Origin of the sequence: Paenibacillus sp. FSL M7-1414 (genome assembly GCF_038003195.1) — a bacterium.
GTDB classification, from domain to species: domain Bacteria; phylum Bacillota; class Bacilli; order Paenibacillales; family Paenibacillaceae; genus Paenibacillus; species Paenibacillus amylolyticus.
Genome location: NZ_JBBOOS010000001.1, coordinates 6,540,352 through 6,557,515 on the forward strand (window position 1 = coordinate 6,540,352; position 17,164 = coordinate 6,557,515).

14 protein-coding genes are annotated in these 17,164 nt (G+C 48.0%); 6 read left to right on the forward strand and 8 right to left on the reverse strand.

What is annotated here, in order from left to right:
- Positions 1–167: 167 nt before the first annotated feature.
- A complete protein-coding gene (locus MHH92_RS28545) occupies positions 168–557 on the reverse strand; it encodes a nuclear transport factor 2 family protein (RefSeq protein WP_340907394.1) in 390 nt (129 codons plus the stop codon).
- A gap of 319 nt (positions 558–876) precedes the next feature.
- Between MHH92_RS28545 and MHH92_RS28550 the strand changes: the two genes are divergently transcribed.
- The 3 genes from MHH92_RS28550 to MHH92_RS28560 all read left to right on the forward strand — a co-directional run bounded on the left by MHH92_RS28550 (position 877) and on the right by MHH92_RS28560 (position 3,194).
- Positions 877–1,230, forward strand: a complete 354-nt coding sequence (locus tag MHH92_RS28550; protein ID WP_445744690.1) for an ArsR/SmtB family transcription factor — start codon at positions 877–879, stop codon at positions 1,228–1,230.
- 70 nt (positions 1,231–1,300) lie between these two features.
- The gene (locus MHH92_RS28555; protein WP_340907395.1) at positions 1,301–2,116 is read left to right on the forward strand and encodes a hypothetical protein; all 816 of its coding nucleotides are present in this window, start codon (positions 1,301–1,303) and stop codon (positions 2,114–2,116) included.
- A gap of 118 nt (positions 2,117–2,234) precedes the next feature.
- The gene (locus MHH92_RS28560) at positions 2,235–3,194 is read left to right on the forward strand and encodes an MraY family glycosyltransferase (RefSeq protein ID WP_036613004.1); all 960 of its coding nucleotides are present in this window, start codon (positions 2,235–2,237) and stop codon (positions 3,192–3,194) included.
- A gap of 121 nt (positions 3,195–3,315) precedes the next feature.
- Here the strand turns inward: MHH92_RS28560 and MHH92_RS28565 are convergent, their stop codons facing one another.
- From MHH92_RS28565 to MHH92_RS28575, 3 genes are all read right to left on the reverse strand, one after another.
- A complete protein-coding gene (locus tag MHH92_RS28565) occupies positions 3,316–4,134 on the reverse strand; it encodes a carbohydrate ABC transporter permease (protein WP_340907396.1) in 819 nt (272 codons plus the stop codon).
- A complete protein-coding gene (locus tag MHH92_RS28570; RefSeq protein WP_340907803.1) occupies positions 4,134–5,027 on the reverse strand; it encodes a carbohydrate ABC transporter permease in 894 nt (297 codons plus the stop codon). The genes MHH92_RS28565 and MHH92_RS28570 overlap by 1 nt, the downstream gene beginning before the upstream one ends.
- A 138-nt stretch (positions 5,028–5,165) precedes the next feature.
- Positions 5,166–6,509: an ABC transporter substrate-binding protein gene (locus MHH92_RS28575; RefSeq protein ID WP_076320328.1), complete on the reverse strand. Its 1,344-nt coding sequence runs from the start codon at positions 6,507–6,509 to the stop codon at positions 5,166–5,168.
- A gap of 489 nt (positions 6,510–6,998) precedes the next feature.
- Here MHH92_RS28575 and MHH92_RS28580 point away from each other — a divergent pair, with 489 nt between their 5' ends.
- The gene (locus tag MHH92_RS28580; protein WP_076320341.1) at positions 6,999–8,030 is read left to right on the forward strand and encodes a LacI family DNA-binding transcriptional regulator; all 1,032 of its coding nucleotides are present in this window, start codon (positions 6,999–7,001) and stop codon (positions 8,028–8,030) included.
- A gap of 200 nt (positions 8,031–8,230) precedes the next feature.
- Here MHH92_RS28580 and cydC read toward each other — a convergent pair whose 3' ends face one another.
- From cydC to MHH92_RS28600, 4 genes are read right to left on the reverse strand one after another with little or no spacing between them, the layout of a single operon-like run.
- Positions 8,231–10,168: a thiol reductant ABC exporter subunit CydC gene (cydC, locus tag MHH92_RS28585; RefSeq protein WP_340907397.1), complete on the reverse strand. Its 1,938-nt coding sequence runs from the start codon at positions 10,166–10,168 to the stop codon at positions 8,231–8,233.
- A 1-nt stretch (position 10,169) separates the two neighbouring features.
- Entirely contained in the window at positions 10,170–12,080 is a 1,911-nt protein-coding gene (cydD, locus tag MHH92_RS28590; protein ID WP_340907398.1) for a thiol reductant ABC exporter subunit CydD, read from the reverse strand.
- Between the two features lies 1 nt (position 12,081).
- A complete protein-coding gene (gene cydB / locus MHH92_RS28595; RefSeq protein WP_340018706.1) occupies positions 12,082–13,137 on the reverse strand; it encodes a cytochrome d ubiquinol oxidase subunit II in 1,056 nt (351 codons plus the stop codon).
- Positions 13,082–14,497, reverse strand: a complete 1,416-nt coding sequence (locus MHH92_RS28600) for a cytochrome ubiquinol oxidase subunit I (protein ID WP_282319970.1) — start codon at positions 14,495–14,497, stop codon at positions 13,082–13,084. The genes cydB and MHH92_RS28600 overlap by 56 nt, the downstream gene beginning before the upstream one ends.
- A 382-nt stretch (positions 14,498–14,879) precedes the next feature.
- On the opposite strand from MHH92_RS28600, the gene MHH92_RS28605 reads away from it, so the two are divergent.
- Positions 14,880–16,172 (forward strand): tetratricopeptide repeat protein, encoded by a 1,293-nt coding sequence (locus MHH92_RS28605; RefSeq protein WP_340907399.1) that lies wholly within the window; start codon positions 14,880–14,882, stop codon positions 16,170–16,172.
- Complete coding sequence (locus tag MHH92_RS28610) at positions 16,169–17,164, forward strand: glycosyltransferase (protein WP_340907400.1); 996 nt, start codon at positions 16,169–16,171, stop codon at positions 17,162–17,164. Before MHH92_RS28605 ends, MHH92_RS28610 begins: the two co-directional genes overlap by 4 nt.

The following is a 17,164-nucleotide window of genomic DNA, read 5'->3' on the forward strand; positions in this document are numbered from 1 at the left end:
TTTTGTGTACCAATTTCCCTGTAGAAACTGTGCTATCAGAGTGATGAAGCCCTCGTCCCCAGCGCCTTTAAAATCACCTAAATATGCGAACAAAAAAAGCCCCACAGCTTGAAAGACTGCGGAGCTTCGTTTCCTAACGTTTCATTATTACCATTTATACTCCGCTATTACTGATTATACTTGCTGAACGCATTCTGGTCGGTCTGTACATTCTCCAGATACACGATCTGCCCCGCATCATTCACACGAGCGATATCAATGCCTGCTTTGGCATATACCGTTCCGTCTGCCGCTTGTCCGCACACCGCCCAGTTCGTTTGGTAGCTGCCGTCTGGCTGTTGCACCCACGCGTCCCACATATGTTTTACATCCTTATTGTATTCGTAGAAAGCTTTCATAAAACCATCGAATCCTGTTCGGCTGGTGCCGTTAAGCACAATCTCTGCGTCCGGTGTAAACAGGGACAATAAGTCCTGCATGGCGCGCTCGTCTGTACGTGAAGCATCAAATAAACGGAAATAGTTGTTCAACAGTGTAGTGGTACTCATAGTACTCATTTATATTCCTCCTAGAATAAAAAGCCGTTTTCCAATCTTTCAGTTCGAATATTTTCGAACTAATTGAAAAGAAATGTATCATACTTCTTATACTGCCTGCAAGAAATATATAAGTTGAGACCGACTTTTACACTAACACGGAGAGTGCAGAACCAATCTGAAGAAGCGAAGCGTTCGCCTTTATCACCGGATTTTTCCCTTGGACCAAGGGAATAAAGAAAATCTGGGGATAAGAGCGATCGAAAGATGGTACTGCAATCGGAGTAAACAAGTGTAATAGTTACAAGTTCAACTTCTATAGTTCGAAATATTTCAAACATTGAAAGAGAAAGCCGAATATGCTAACGTCATAGATATGAGAACTCCAACGATACCTATGGCTTCGGAATTGAAGTTGACCACGGTCTGCAATGCATTGGGCGATCCGATCCGCATGAAAATTGCACACTGTCTGGCCAGTTCTGGCGAGAAAAACTGCTCCGCCTTCGAAGTTGACCATATTTCCAAATCCACGTTGTCCCATCACATCAAAATTTTACGTGAAGCTGGCGTGATCCAGCCACGCATTGAAGGTAAACAGCACTTTTATTCCCTACGAAAGGAAGAATTAAACGTACGTTTTCCAGGCCTCGTCGACATGATTCTGAATACAAACGAGGAATACGTAAATTAAAGTAAGCAGGTCTAAGATTGAAGAATCACAATGATCATAATCGCAATTCCCATATAAGGAGGCTAACCATATGGACAAAAAAGCGGCAAAGATACTGCTGAGCGTCTTCTGGGGCGGTGGTGGCTGGAAAACAACCTCTCTACCCTTCTCCGGGGAGGAATTTGAATATGCCAAAAGCAAAGGTGTTATGTTTGATCCACTCACGATCACGCATGACGAGATTGTCCAGCGTCTGTACGACATGCATCAGGATGACTCGTTTAAAGAACGGGTGATTTCGGCATTTCTACATAGTCTGTCCACCAAAAAAGTCTATCTGCGCAGCGCATTATCCAGCTGGGCTTTAACATCGAACATGCCTTTACACACCTATGCAGAGCGCCCTGCCCTTCACCCTAACACCAGTTCCTGTGGAGATTGTAACTTCCTGCGTTTGCAGTCAGACAAGGAATATTCCAACGTCGACTTAAACGTCCTGAACTTTGAACGGACCAAGTGGGGCGGCGTGCGTCATGGCTGGCTTATCTATTGCCTGATGGATCTGGAATTACTGCTTCAGGACAACGATGCAAACTATGAAGTAACTCCTGAAGACCAAGCCATCCTGGTCAACCTGCTTGAAGCAGCTCAGACGGAAGACCCCAAAGACAGTGCTCGCTCACTTGAGAAAAAGTGGAAGGATCTCTTTCCTTCCAGCAAACAGGAGCGGGATGCCCTGCTGGAAATCTGGGCGGCAGCCGGCATACTGGCTCCTGGAGATAAACCGAGAAAACGCAAAGGTGGTTCCAGCGATTTTGTCTTTGCAGCAACCTGGCAAGGTGATGATGGATATCATGCAGAAGCCGTAAAACATTATTTCGGCTCCTATCTTCCTCAAATGCAATAAAACCTGAACTTTTGCTCACCTTTGCGTACGTCTGGTTACAATAATGACATCGACAGATTTCCTGTTTAACTCGTATAATAAGGGGAAATTGGTAGATGGGAGTGAAACAAGCGAGTTTATGGTATACATACTGGCTTTTATAGTGTCTTTTGCTGTCGTGGTTCTGCTTATTCCGCCGCTTGGTCGATTGGCTCACCGACTCGATTTTGTGGACAAGCCTCGGGAAGATGTGGAGCGTAAGCTACACAGGCAACCGATCCCGCTCACGGCGAGTTACGCGATATTTACTGGATTTTTCCTGACATACATTGCTCTTACGAAAGAAATCACATGGGAAACAGCGGCTCTGGTCGCTGGTGGTATGCTTCTGCTAACGATTGGTACCGTCGACGACTGGTACAAAACAAAAGGCAAAGATTTTCCTGCCCTGCCCAAAATGCTCGTACAGGTCTCTGCTGCAGTACTCGTATTTGCTTCTGGCATTGCGTTTACCGGATTCGTGAATCCCTTCAACGCGGAATATGTCATGCTTCCAATCTGGCTGCAATTCATTCTCACGATCCTGTGGATCTTCGGGGTGACAACAGTCATCAACTTCTCGGACGGCATGGACGGACTGGCTGGCGGATTATCGGCCATCTCGGCAATTACCCTGTTCATCGTGGCGCTTGCCAAAGGTCAAAGTGATTCCGCACTCATGTCGATCATTCTGGTCGGTGTAACGATTGGTTATCTGAAGTACAACAAAGCTCCTGCCAAAGTGTTCATGGGTGATGCAGGCGCTACGTTCCTTGGCTTCATTCTGGCGGTTATCGCTCTGGATGGTGCATTCAAACAAGCAACCATGTTGTCCATCTTCATTCCGATTCTGGCGCTGGGTGTACCGATCTTCGACAACATCTTTGTCGTTATCAAACGTTTCATTCAAGGTAAAGCGATCTATCAGGCCGATGCAAGTCAAGCTCATTATCGGTTGCTGCGTGCCGGATTGAATCAAAATCAGGTGGTGGGTGTGCTGTATCTAGTCAGCACATGTCTGTGTCTATCCTCCATTATTCTGATGTTAGTGGAGTTATAAAACCAAAATAACGATGAAAATAATAGAAGCCACCTTCATTGCGTTGAGGGTGGCTTTCTTATGATGTTTTTTTGGGTCGCTTGCCTTTTTTTCTTTTCAGTTAAAGCGGAGTGATTCTAACTTACGATTTAACAGCCCCTGCCATAGCACCTCCAACAATGAAACGTTGCAAAGCAACGTACAGGACAACCAGTGGCAAGGTAACAATCAGAATGCCACACGCGAGCAGCGGCCAGTTGTTCATGTACTGTCCATAAAATGTAAAGAGTCCTTTGGTTACCGGCTGATAATTCGGATCAGATAAATAAATGGTCGGCCCGATAATATCGTTCCATACACCAATCGCGGTAAGAATAATACCTGTTGCCAGGATTGGTTTCATTAACGGAACAAGGATGGTGAACAGATACCTTGTATACCCGCACCCGTCCATGGCAGAGGCCTCATCCAGTTCACGCGATATTGATTTGATATAACCCACAAACATGAGAAAGGCAATGCCCGTACCTGTCGTCTTCAATAAGATGTACCCGATTTGGGTGTTGTAAAGACCCAGATTATTGATCAGGGAAAACTGCGGAATGAGCGGGTTGGGAAGGTACATGGAAATCAGAAAGAAAATATAAATGAGTGTGCTGATTTTAACATATCTGCGTGCGAGCGGGAATGCAGCAAATATAGATAAAATCAACGTCAGCAGGGTGGACATCCCTGTATAGAGCACACTGTTCCACATATACTGAGAGAAGTTCCCTTTGTTCCATGCTTCGGAAAAGTTCTCAAGCCGGATCCCTTCAGTAAGAGCTACAGGATCGAGCAGATACTCTGTCTGTGTCTTCATGGATACATTGAACAGATAGAATAGAGGGAAAACGTACAACGCAAGCATGAGCAGAACGATAACGTAGCTGACCATTCTGGACGTTTGGCTCTGTTTCATTACGCTTCCACCTCTCTTCTGCGAAGGTAAAATAAAGGGACCATCGATATGGTAAATACAAAGAGGAACTGAATCATCGCGACAGCAGAAGCCAAACCGTAATCAGCCGTTCCTGTGCCAAATGCCGTAGCATAAACATCAAACGCAAGCGTCGTTGTATTGAACTTGCCGCCTGTAAGTACATAGATAATATCAAAGGTTTGCAATGCCCCTATGATAGACAAGAGCATGTTAACCGTGAATGCAGGAGCAATCATGGGGAATGTAATGTTTGTAAATGCTTTCCACCCCGAAGCACCATCCATGTAACCCGCCTCATACAGATCGCTTGGAATGGACTGCAGACCTGCAAGAAAAATCGTCATGGAGTAACCCATGTACATCCAGATCTGAACAAAAATAATCAGTTCGAAGGCGATATTATAATCGCCAAAAAAGTTGGAACTGGTACCCAAGAAATTCAGAAAGGACTGGGCTGGTCCGCCCAGCGGATTTGCAACGAGTTGCCAAATGAGTCCAGACACAGTAACCCCCAGCACCACTGGCAAAAAGAATACCGCGCGATATAATTTATCGCCTCTAAGCTTTTTATTGATCAAAATCGCTATAAACAACCCCACTGCATTTTGTATGATCACAACAGCAAACGCAAAGTATAAGGATCGCCCAATAGCATCCATTCGGTCTCCAGCATTGGATGCACCAAAAAATGTTTTATAGTTTTCAAAGCCGATAAAGCTCCATTCCTGGCCCCGAACACCAGTAGCATCTGTAAACGAAAACAGTATCGTCACAAGTGATGGACCGAAGCCAAACACGACATAAAGTAACAACGGAATGCTCAAATACAGATAAGGAATAAGTCTTGCCTTACCTTTCCCAAACGGATACATCATCCTCACACCTTTCATGGGGTAAAACTAAGACATAAGAAAACCGGAATAACAGCCTTGTCTGGCCTGAAGGCTCAGACCCGAGCGCTATTCCGGCGCATGCGGCCAACTTGTGCCATGAATATGAATGATTATGAATTACTTTGGAGCAGCAGCATCCCAGTCCGCTTGGGATTTACCCGCAAGCTCTTCCGGTGTTGCAATCGGTCCGGCTGGCTTGAGCATCTCTGCGTGAACGCTGGCCTCCGAAATGTACTGTCCTACATTCTGACGGTTAATGAACAACTGATCCCAAGAAAGTTTAAAGTCCTCCAGGTAAGGCTGAATGCCTTGGATAAACTCACTTGTCATCTCCACATCAGGCTGTGTAGGCAGGAAGCCGGCTGCATTCACAAATTCCGTGTAGTTCTCTTTCTCCGATAACATATCAAGCCATTTCATTGCGTAATCCTTGTTCGGTGAGTTATCCACCACCATCCAGGTCATATCGTATTTACCCGCCAGATTTTTGTTCTTGGCTGCATCATTGCTACCTGGAATTGGGAAATATCCAAACTTCAGATCAGGGTTGGCCGTTTGAATTGTTGTTGCATCCCAAGTGCCGTCAGCAATCATAGCCACCTTGCCTGTAGCGAACAAACTGGGCAATGTTCCGTAGTCAATACCCATGAAACCAGGCATTGCATTGTTCATCAGATCCTGAGATTTCTGCAAGACTTCAAGTTGAACCGGATCCGTCAGCTTGGTTTCACCAGTCCATAGACCTTTGATATAAGCAAGCTGATCTTCATGAATAGAGGCCTGAAGCCCTTGCACCGCAAGACCTATTGGCCATACATCTTTACCCGCCAGACCCAGCGCTTCGACACCATTGTCTTTGAACACTTTGATAACATGTTGCAATTCATCCCAGGTTGTAGGGATTTCCAGATTATATTTTGCGAAGAGTTCCTTATTGTAGAACAGTCCTGTGAATGCCACCTTGCCCATGTTTACACCGTACACCTTATCGTTATACGTCATTGCGTTCTGTACATCCGCTTCATTGTAGTTTTTGATAAAAGATTGATCAGACAGATCACTGATTAACCCGGCATCGATCCATTGCTTCCACATCGGATCAGCAGCACCACTGGACCATTCCTGCGGAGCGCCTACAAAGCTTGATTTGAGTGGAATGATATCTACGTCCCCATTACTTCCGGCGTTCATCCGTGTTTGCATCAACTGATCGTATGTCGCGTCTGCCGGAACCGTAGTATATTCCACCTTTACGTCCGGATATTTCGCTTCAAATTTCGTATTAAACTCTTTAATGTAGTTGTTAATATTCTCTTGCTGCCAGTGAATGATCTTCAAGGTAACTTTTTTGCTGCTGTCTGTAGCCTGAGTTCCTTCTGATTCCGAAGAGCTGTTACTACAAGCGGCGAGCACACATAATAAAGCGGTTACAAGTACAATGGTTAAAGTCATTTTCTTCATTTTCGTTGTCCCCCAAATTTTTGAATTAAATCTACGAAATCAGTTTCGTTAATTCCACCCTTATTATGACTTCAGATCTTTATTTTGTAAATAGTCATTTTGTTTTTTTGATTTCCATGCTTTAACACGCTTGATAAAAGCTTTATTTATTGCTGTATACGTTGAAATCAAGGTACCCTTTACGATAGTCACGAAATTTACGAAACACAGCACATGACATAATTTCATTTAAGCCCCAGACAACCCGGCATTCCTTTAAATGGACTCAAAATCTGTAAAATAATTAAGATTACGAGCTAAAATTCGTCCTTATTTTCGCGACAAACCTCCTTGATCACTTCAAACCTATGGATGCATATCATTTCAAGTGTGAAACCCTCTCTCTGCTGTTGACTCTCCGGTCTATGTAGCATAGAATACTTGCAAGAAAGCGAAAAAACCGATACAGCCCCAGTTTACGAAACCAGTTTAGGAATCCGAGGGATGTTTATGAATATCAAAACGATAGCGAGTTTAGCCGGCGTGTCTGTAGCCACGGTGTCCAAGATTATCAATAACTATCCAGATATTAGCGAGGAAACGCGCCAGCGCGTGCTTAAAATTATGGAAGAGACAGGCTATCGTCCATCTTCTTCAGCCAAAACACTGGCAACCAAAAAATCCAGCCTCGTTGGTGTTGTGTTTGCAGGGAAGCTGAACGTGGATTTCAGCCACCCTTTCTTCGTACAGGTTATCAATGCGTTTAAGAAACAAATTGGCTTGCTTGGATACGATCTACTCTTCTTCTCGAATGAGAAGTTTCTGGATCAGGGTGAGGACTACTTGGCGAGATCCAAGTATTTTCAAGTGGATGGCTGTATTATTATTGCGGGGGATGAGGTCGAGAGCAGCATATTCGACCTGGATGCCAGCCCGATTCCTTGTATCGGAATAGATATCGAGCTAACAGGACAAAGCTCCTGTTACATCATGTCCGATAACGATAAGATCTCAACCAAAGTTGTAGAACAATTTTATATGAACGGTTATCGAGATGTTGGTTTTATCGGGCTGGAGCGCGCCTCTCTTGTGATGCAACAGAGAGAGATGGCTTTCAAACGTTCACTAAATCAGTTTAGTCTTGATGAAAAGTCCGAGTGGGTTGTATACAGCAAAGATTATGCCGCAGCGGATGGATACGAAGCGGCCAAGAAAATGCTCGCCTGCAAGACTCTGCCACGTGCCGTGTTTGCAGCCACAGATCTACTTGCCTTTGGAGCTATTCGTGCCTTTAAGGAAGTGGGGTTACGCATTCCAGAAGATATAGCTGTGGCAGGTTGTGACGACATCGAAGCCTGTCGTTATACCGATCCACCGCTCACAACCGTCAAGCAGGATACGGATAAAATTGGACGCCTTGCTGCCATGATTCTGTTTGATCTGATGAACAAACAAATGGATAATCGTTGCATTAAAGTAGAGCCGGAACTGGTTGTACGTCAATCCTGTGGCACAGCCATGCTGCTGGCACAGGAAATCTAAGCGTTAAGTCTTTGGGACTGGCTGCTGCAGATCAATTCACATCATAGACATAGCGATTTTTCATAAAACTCCACACCAAGAAGCAAAAAGGGGATGTCCCATAAGTCATGAATATGACAGGGGACATCCCTTGTTTGTGTTATTTTGTTTTAATGAACCTGAGACACGCTATTCGCTTCCATTTGCCGAGAAAGTTCCTGCTATCTGGAAGCGGCAGTAGGCAGCTTGTCCTCTACTGTCTGCAAGTCAGACCATCCGGGTCGATCAAGTTCAATGAGACGGCGGTATCGCTCTTCCCCAGCCAGCAATTGTTCGTGAGAACCCTGCATGGCAATCTGTCCATTTTCCATAAAAATAAGTTCATCCATCTGTTCAGCACCAATCAGGTGATGGGTGACCCAGATCATCGTTTTGCCTTGCAAGCTGTCCAGAATGGTGCGCATCAGTTCGCGTTCCGTCACCGGATCAAGCCCTACGGTTGGTTCATCCAATATAATAACAGGTGTCTCCCGAAGCAGTACCCGGGCCAGAGCGATCCGTTGCCTTTCCCCACCGGAGAAACGCAGGCCCGTCTCCAGCATTGGCGTATCATATCCCTGCGGCAAAGATTCGATCAGACCGGATAACCCTACTTGCGCGGCCACCTGACGAATCTCCTCATTCGTTGCATGTGGACGACCAATCCGCAAATTATTGGCTACCGTGGTGTCGAACAGGTGAGGACTCTGATTCAGCACCGCGACAACATCAGTGACACTCTCACCCAAGGTCTGCACAGACATATTATTGATCAGAACTTTCCCCGCAGACGGAATTAATGCCCCCTGAATCAGCTTCAACAATGTCGATTTGCCGCCGCCGCTTCGTCCAAGAATAGCTAATCGTTTGCCTTGTGGCAGATGAAGGGATACATCCTGTACGGCGTAGGAATCATCCGCTGCATAACGGTAACTTACGCGATTAATCTCGATGTCTGCTCTGAGTTTGGGTGGAATGCGAAGACGAATTCGTCTGTCCGGGGTATCATTCGCAGCTGGCACGGACTCAGATGGCTGACCGGCCATTGTTTTTCTGCTTTTTACTACAGAGATTGATTCGCCCGTCCCGTCAACATCGTCCGCTCCATTCTTCCACGAAAGATGCTCTTTCCCTTCCAGCTGTTTCAAGCGGTCCAGTGATTCCCGGTATCTCGGAAGATGCTCCACCGCATCCCCTACGGGCAGAAGCGTTTCCGTGAGCGGAAATAACACCAGCACAAAAGCAGCAATCATTACGGCAGGTAATTGCCCGACAGAAGCGGCGTTTTCAGCCCATAACGTAACCGATAATACCATTAGGCCAATGACACACTGGGCCATCAGATCACGCCAGCGTGTCCAACGCCGCAACTTGCGACGAACCGCGTCGACCTGTTCTTCCGCCTCTTCCTGCTGCTGAACAAATTCCGCGGCTCGTCCACTTGCAAGCCAATCTCCCAGTCCAAGCACACCGTCAGTCAGACGGGTATACAACCTGCTGTTATCCTTTTTCAGCCGCACACGCCATTTCCAAGTCACTTTCAGCGAGATCGCAGGTAACACGGCAACGAGAAATAACATATACAAGCCCATCCACACCGCAAATCCAAGATCCACACTGCCAAAAGCAATCACAGCCCCACCGTACATCACGAGCGCCGTAACCGCAGGGAAGACTGTACGCAGATAAATATCCTGCAGCCGCTCCACATCATCGGCGAGTGCTCCAAGCACATCTCCGGTCTGCATACGAGAGCGCAGGAACAGGGCCTGTGGCTCCAGAATGCGATATAACTTCACCCGTTGATCAGCCAACACACGCAGTACGGCATCATGTCCTGCCAATCGTTCAATATATCGAAAGACGGCACGGAATATCCCAAATGCACGTACCCCAACAATAGGTACATACACCATCAAAATATTTTCAGGATGCAGCGCAGACTTGGAGATCAGAAATCCGGAGGTGAACAGCAGCAGTACCGCACACAAGGCAGCGCATGTACCCAGCGCAATGACTGCAATGAATCTCCAGCGGTACTGTGCCACGTACGGAGCGATCCAGCTATTTTTTTCTTTTCCGTTACGGACGGTCTCCATATGTTCATATCCGGACTTCATTTTATATCGCCTCCATCTGGGCCTGAATCATCTGATAATATACGCCTTGTCGTGCCAGCAATTCCTGATGTGTTCCCGTCTCTGCCACTGTGCCGCCATCCATGACAATAATTCGATCCATATGCGGCATCCAGTGCAGACGATGGGTAGCCAAAAATACAAGTTTTCCTTCAAACAGCGGCAGCATCGTCTGTTTCAGTTCATACTCTGTTTCCACATCCAGATGTGCTGTCGGTTCATCAAGCAACAGGATGTTTCGTTTACTAAGCAAGGCCCTTGCCAGCGCCACGCGTTGCTCCTGCCCACCACTGAGCTGTCTGCCTCCAGCCCCAATTAGCTCATGCAGCCCACTGGATAATGAAGACAGTAGCTTGGTTAATCCAGCTGCGCTAATGGCCTTCGCCACTTCCGCATCCGATGCCTCCGGCATGTAGAAACGAACGTTATCGGCCAGGCTTCCACTAAAGATATACGGATGCTGCGGGATAGCTGCCGTCTGTCTTCGCCAGGATTCAAGCATATCCTGTGTCACAGGCTGTCCGTTGGCTAATACTTGGCCTGAAGTAGGAAGCTGAAATCCAGCCAATACGTCAATCAACGTGGATTTGCCTGCTCCGCTGGCACCAATAATACCGATTTTGCCAAGACCCGTGATCTGAAATGTGACATCCTTTAGCGAATAAGGACCTTCATCATCATGCCGTACCTGTACATCCGTTAGAGCCAATCTGCTACTCTCATTCCAAGAGAACACTGAGGAAGAGGAAGAAACAAGCTCAGGAGTAGTAGAAACAGAAGCAGAATCAAGATGCCCCGCAGCCATTTTATCATTCAACACGACACGTATGGTCGAAGTGCCTGCTTTCCTTTTACCCGAAGATAACGATGATGCAGATCCCGTCCCATCCTCTGCCATGTCCGCATGCGCAACAACATTTGCATAGGCTTCTTTTTGTTTCTGTTCAGCAGCTTTCCCCCGTTCAATCACTTGGTTGATAGCCGCTCCAGCTTCCTTACCGTCCAATGTGGCATGATAATCAGCGCCGAGCATACGTACAGGCAGGAAATATTCGGGTGCCAAGATCAGTACCGTCAGCGCAGGGCCAAGTAGCATATGCCCTTCTGTCAGACGTAATCCCAGACCAACCGCTACGGAAGCAACGGACAACATCGTAAAGAAATCGAGTGCAAACGAAGAAAGAAAAGCCATGCGCAGCGTAGACATCGTTGCTTTCCGATACCGCTGACTGACCCGCAAAATGGACCCTTCATGTGTTTTGCTCTGTCCCAATGTTTTTAGCGTTTCCAGCCCCCGCAGGGTATCGACAAAATGGTTAGCGAGTGCTTTGTAAGATCTGAATTGTCCGTCTATCTTACGCTGAGCTGCGAGGCCAATCAGAATCATGAATACGATCAGGATTGGGAGTGTCAGCATCAGAATAACCCCGGACATCAGATCCAGCTTGAACACATACAGCAAAATGACGATGGGTGTGAATCCTATGCCCAGCATGCGAGGAATAAATAGTTCCAGATACGTCTTGTATTGAGCTGTTCCCTCACGTGCCAGTGTGACCAGATGGCCTGTGCCCTCTGTCTTGGCATAACGCGGCCCGAGCCTGAACCACTGCTCCACCATCTGTCTGCGCAGATCAGTCCCTGTCCTCTCCGCATATCGTGAAGTCACGAGTTGTAACCAGAAGGATAGGGCGTAGCGGGCGGCAAAAGCAGCCAGGAACAGCAGCAGTACAGGGTACTGCTCCGTTACGGATGAACCTTCAAATAATGCCGTTATGGCCTGTGCTAGCCATTTAGCCTGCATAATGATCGTCATCGCCTGTAGCAGCACCAGCGCTGAGGCCAGCGCAAGTACCGGCCGGATGCCCGGCAGCTTCATCAGCCCCCGTCCCATATCAGTACTCCAGGTGGTGCTGCTCGTTCAGACGTTTGCGGAAGATATAATAACTCCAGATCTGATAGCCAAGAACAAACGGCAGCAATGTGCAAGCTACAATGGTCATTACTTTCAATGAATAAGCGCCGGATGCGGCGTTGTATACAGTCAGGTCATATGCCGCCCCAAAGGAACTCACCATCACTCTTGGGAAAAGTCCGATAAAGACCGAGGCAATGGCAATGGCAATCACTGCCCCAGTCATACCAAAAGCCCAGCCTTCACGCTTCTGACGAACAAAGTATGCCGCAAGTGCAAGCGAAACTGCGCCAAGTACAACCATGATCCAAAGAGCCCAGCCTCGTACGGCGAACACATCCGTCATGAAATACGTCATTAACGCGTAAACGGCGAGCAGTGCAGCCAGCGGCAGCATCAACTTTTGCGCTGTCTTCAAGGCACGCTCTCTGAGATCACCTACTGTTCGTAGTGATGCAAACAGCAATCCATGAACCAGACACAGCAGGGTTACACTCAAGCCACCAATCACGGTGTACGGATTAACAATATCGAGGAATCCTGCACGCAACTGCATCTCCCCATCAATGGGCAGACCCTTCATCAGCGTGGCAAAAACCACGCCGAACAGGAACGGTAAAAGCGCACTGGAGACCACAATGATGATGTCCCATGTTTTGCGCCAGCGCTGCTGTTTCATTTTACTGCGGAATTCGAAAGCAACTCCGCGACCAATCAAGGCGAGTAACACCACTACAAGTGGCAGGTAAAAACCACTGAACAACGTGGCATACCAGTGAGGGAAGGCGGCAAACATCGCGCCCCCTGCCGTAATAAGCCATACTTCATTACCATCCCAGAACGGACCAATCGAGTTGATCAGGGTCCGGCGTTCACGGTCCGTTTTGGCAATAATGCCTGTAGACATCCCCACACCAAAATCAAAACCTTCCAAAAAGAAGAAACCAACAAACAATACGGCAATCAGCAAAAACCACAACTCACTTAGTGACAACGGAATAACCTCCATCCACGCCGAACGGATCGGCCGATTCATCGTGATCTTCTGGCTTCTCGACCGCAAACGGTCCTGCTTTGATCTCACGTACGAACAGGTATACCATCACGATTCCGAGAACCGTATACGCAGCGGTAAAAGCGATGGTCGAGAACAGGATCGTTCCTGCGGATACGTTCGGCGAGACCCCGGCTTCGGTTGTCATATAGCCAAATACTGTCCATGGCTGTCTTCCTACCTCGGTCATAATCCAACCTGACGTATTGGCGATAAACGGCAGGGAGATGGCGAACACCATCAGACGCATAAACCACTTTCCAGCGACCTCCAGCTTCTTACGCATGGCTAGGAACGTACCGTATAGCGCCAATGCAATCATTAAACCACCCGCTGCGATCATAATGCGGAAACTCCAGAATGTTGTCCGTACCGGCGGGATGTAGTCCCCCGGTCCATACGTCTGTTCATACTCAGCTTGAAGCTCCTTCATACCTTTGACACTACCGGAGAACTTGCTGTAGGACAGATAACTGAGCAATCCAGGGATTTTGATCTCACCCGTACTCTCCTGTTTATCCGGGTCAATAAAAGCGACCACCGTCCATGGCGCCGGATCTTCTGTCGTTGTCCATGTGCCCTCACTGGCTGCCATCTTCATCGGCTGTGTCTCCACCAGATATTGTGCCTGGAAGTGACCCGAGAATGCGACGCCGAATGAAGAAACAAGAGCGATAATGATCGCAATATTAAACGATTTGCGGAAAATCTCCACATCCTGCTTTTTCATCAATTTGTAGGCACTGATCCCGGTTACGACGAAGGCCCCTGTCATCAATGCCCCAAAGACTGTATGTGGGAACTCAACGAGAAGCTGACCATTTGTGATGAGTGCAAAAAAATCATTCATCTCGGCTCGACCGTTGTTAATCTCAAACCCAACAGGATGTTGCATAAATGAATTGGCTGCCAGAATCCACAGCGCGGACAGGAATGTGCCGACAAACACCAGCCAGATGCAGGCCAGATGCACTTTTTTGGACAAACGATCCCATCCAAATATCCACAATCCAATAAAAGTAGACTCCATAAAAAACGCCAGTAGCGCTTCAATAGCCAGTGGCGCACCGAATACGTCCCCGACAAATCGGGAGTACTCGGACCAGTTCATACCAAACTGGAACTCTTGCAAAATACCTGTGACTACCCCGACGGCAAAGTTAATCAGGAACAGCTTGCCCCAGAACTTGGCCATCGTTTTGTAGATCTCCTTACCCTTAACAACGTACAACGTCTCCATGATTGCAACCAACAGTACAAGACCGATGGATAGCGGGACAAAAAAGAAATGGAAAATCGTTGTAAGTGCATATTGGATACGCGATAACATAATCGGATCCATACCGTTACCCCTTCTTTCTGTTCACTTCGCAGTATGCGTATTTGGCATTGAAGCTGCACCTTCGCTGTCTGTCCGCCAAATACGTTGATGAACGTATTGTGCCAGATTACCTATTTTATACATGTGAGAATTATCACAATCTTCGTCTCTAGAGCAAAAAAAAGTGATCCTGGTCACACAAAAGATAAAATTCAGCCTATTATCACAGCTTGCCAACTGCATCTATTCATGGAAGATACTCATGTTTGGGACGGAATGCCCATATGTTAGTCTCAGGCATATCATGCGAAGTACCGTGAGGGCTTTACATATGAAGTGAAAGCATGAAGCACATGCAGAGTGAAGACGCTCCATATTACAGTCAAGGTGAGGTGAACTATTCATGGAAAAACCTGCACCACTACCAGGTGAAGACGCCGAAGCCAGCCTGGATAAGGCCAGTACAACACAGCCCCCTGTCCGGTATGTTCTCTTCCCTCGCAAAGGAGGCTGGTCATCCTTTCCCTATCCCGATATTGCTGCACTGCTGTCGATCGAGGGAGAGGTCTACTATGTCAGCAGCCTGACGCAAACAGAAGATGTACCTCCGGTCATTACCGTCATCTCCCTCCCTGAGGCTGAGCAGCTATTGCTGGAACCTCGCACCGTAGCCGTGGTCGCCCATCCCTACTGGCTAATAGCTACGGCTTCGCTGGAGCCTGAGCTATGTATTGCCCTGCTCCCTGAGCCTGCTGGAAACGAAGCAGAATCTCCGCTATGGGAGAGCAGTATTTCCAAACTGGTCGGCATCGCCGATCTGGTCGGCACATCCTCCGAAACACGTTATATGAGGCTGTTATTCCAAGGCGTACGTGCCATCTGGCTGGGCGGAGAAGACCCTGCACCTGCGGGTACGATGCAAAAGGATGATCTCGAAGTCCCTCTCCGGGACTACGAACTGCTCTTCTTGCATGCGCTGCGGCAGATCCTGTCAGGCACTCCAGATAGCGTCACCCTGCTTCAATGCAGTGTACGTGCCGACTTCTACCGCCAGCTCCGGGCCAAAGCAGGCCCACACGAGACGATATCCTTTTTGCTGGCAGCCTATGAGTACTTGCTTGAAGATTCTCGGGCTATCAATTCACTGCAAGAGGCCTTTACCCATGCGGTCTTGAACGGTCGCAGTGATTGTGTGGTCTCCCACTATCGCTTCCTGTCTGCCATTCATGCCCGGTCCGGCAAGTTGGAGGACGCCCTGCTGGTGTATGGAATTAGTGCAGCCGAAGAACAGGAACGCCATCATTATGAACAGCTCTGTCGCTGGTTTGAGGCGGGAGAAGATCAACTTGTACGAGCGGAACTACTGCGTATGAACGATGATTACGGAAACGCCCTGCGTATCCTGGACGAACTTGGCGGAGAAACGGCGAGACATTGGAAATTCCGCATCTACCAGGAGACTGGACGTGTGGAAGAAGCACTGGCTCTGGTGCATGCAGTCGATATTCAGGATGATGCCAGTCGCCGGGATTATCAGCAATTATCCGGTAGTGCGCTGGCACTGCGAGGGGAACGACACGGGGCAGTCCGACATTTCCTTGAGACAGCACTGGAGGATGAAGATGCGCTGGCCCGGATTGTGGAGCTGGAGCTGTTGGATCATGCTGTACAGCAATTGCTTGGGGAGGTGCCATGATGCTGGACCCGAAGAAGCGTAAACAACAGTTGAATGGGCCAATGGTGCACAGGAATATCCGAACCGAAACCACTTACACGCCAACCGAAACAGTCGATCGAACACATACAGACGCATTGGAACATGGAGATCACACCCCGGATCATGCACAACCAACGCAGGACATCCGAAGCCAAGTGCATCACTGGAATGATTCACAAGGTCAGGCAGAACAGAATGCTGCTGTAACACAAGAGGAAACAAGTGTATTCAAAGAGCCTTTCTCCATTCGTCGGGTTCGCAAAAGCAAAGGCAACAAGCTGACCGCCATGCTCCAGGTTCGCAATGAACGTGGCCGATACCTTGAAGAAGTATTGCATGATCTGAGTGAGTTCGTGGATGAGATCGTCATTGTGGACGATGCCAGCACAGACGGAACACCGGATATATGTAAAGCCTACCCTAAAGTGGTCCGTCTGGAAGTACTGGAGAAACCGCTGTTCGCTGAGGAATGGCGTCTTCGTAACACTTTGTGGCAAGCGGCTGCGGGAACATGTCCCGACTGGTTGCTCTCAGTTGATGCGGATGAGCTGTACAGCTCAGAGGCCAAGAAAGCCATACGCACTCTGATTAATCAGGAGTATGCGGACTGGTTTGCATTCCGATTCTACGATATGTGGGATGGCCGGACCCACTACCGGGAAGATGATCTCTGGTCTCTGCACAAACGGCATACCGCTTCACTTGTACGGTATATGCCTGGATATCCTTATTTTTATCCACAACAGAATCACCATGTTCCCCGCCTTCCCTTGTCCTGCACGGTATTGCCTGGGGTCAGCACGGAATTGAAGGTTCAGCATCTCGGATGGGCAGGCAGTCTGGAGGACCGGGTTCGTAAATATTTGCGTTACAAGCGCATTGATCCTAGCGGTGAGTGGGGCAATCTTGCACATTACGAGTCTATTCTCGATCCGGAACCTCGGCTGATTCCCTGGAAGGAGGGACCGTGA

Coding starts and splice junctions, on each gene's coding strand:
- MHH92_RS28545 (WP_340907394.1), bottom strand. CDS start 557: ATGAGTACTATGAGTACCACTACACTGTTGAACAACTATTTCCGTTTA.
- MHH92_RS28555 (WP_340907395.1), top strand. CDS start 1,301: ATGGACAAAAAAGCGGCAAAGATACTGCTGAGCGTCTTCTGGGGCGGT.
- MHH92_RS28560 (WP_036613004.1), top strand. CDS start 2,235: ATGGTATACATACTGGCTTTTATAGTGTCTTTTGCTGTCGTGGTTCTG.
- MHH92_RS28565 (WP_340907396.1), bottom strand. CDS start 4,134: ATGAAACAGAGCCAAACGTCCAGAATGGTCAGCTACGTTATCGTTCTG.
- MHH92_RS28570 (WP_340907803.1), bottom strand. CDS start 5,027: ATGTATCCGTTTGGGAAAGGTAAGGCAAGACTTATTCCTTATCTGTAT.
- MHH92_RS28575 (WP_076320328.1), bottom strand. CDS start 6,509: ATGAAGAAAATGACTTTAACCATTGTACTTGTAACCGCTTTATTATGT.
- MHH92_RS28580 (WP_076320341.1), top strand. CDS start 6,999: ATGAATATCAAAACGATAGCGAGTTTAGCCGGCGTGTCTGTAGCCACG.
- cydC (WP_340907397.1), bottom strand. CDS start 10,168: ATGAAGTCCGGATATGAACATATGGAGACCGTCCGTAACGGAAAAGAA.
- cydD (WP_340907398.1), bottom strand. CDS start 12,080: ATGGGACGGGGGCTGATGAAGCTGCCGGGCATCCGGCCGGTACTTGCG.
- cydB (WP_340018706.1), bottom strand. CDS start 13,137: ATGAATCGGCCGATCCGTTCGGCGTGGATGGAGGTTATTCCGTTGTCA.
- MHH92_RS28600 (WP_282319970.1), bottom strand. CDS start 14,497: ATGGATCCGATTATGTTATCGCGTATCCAATATGCACTTACAACGATT.
- MHH92_RS28605 (WP_340907399.1), top strand. CDS start 14,880: ATGGAAAAACCTGCACCACTACCAGGTGAAGACGCCGAAGCCAGCCTG.
- MHH92_RS28610 (WP_340907400.1), top strand. CDS start 16,169: ATGATGCTGGACCCGAAGAAGCGTAAACAACAGTTGAATGGGCCAATG.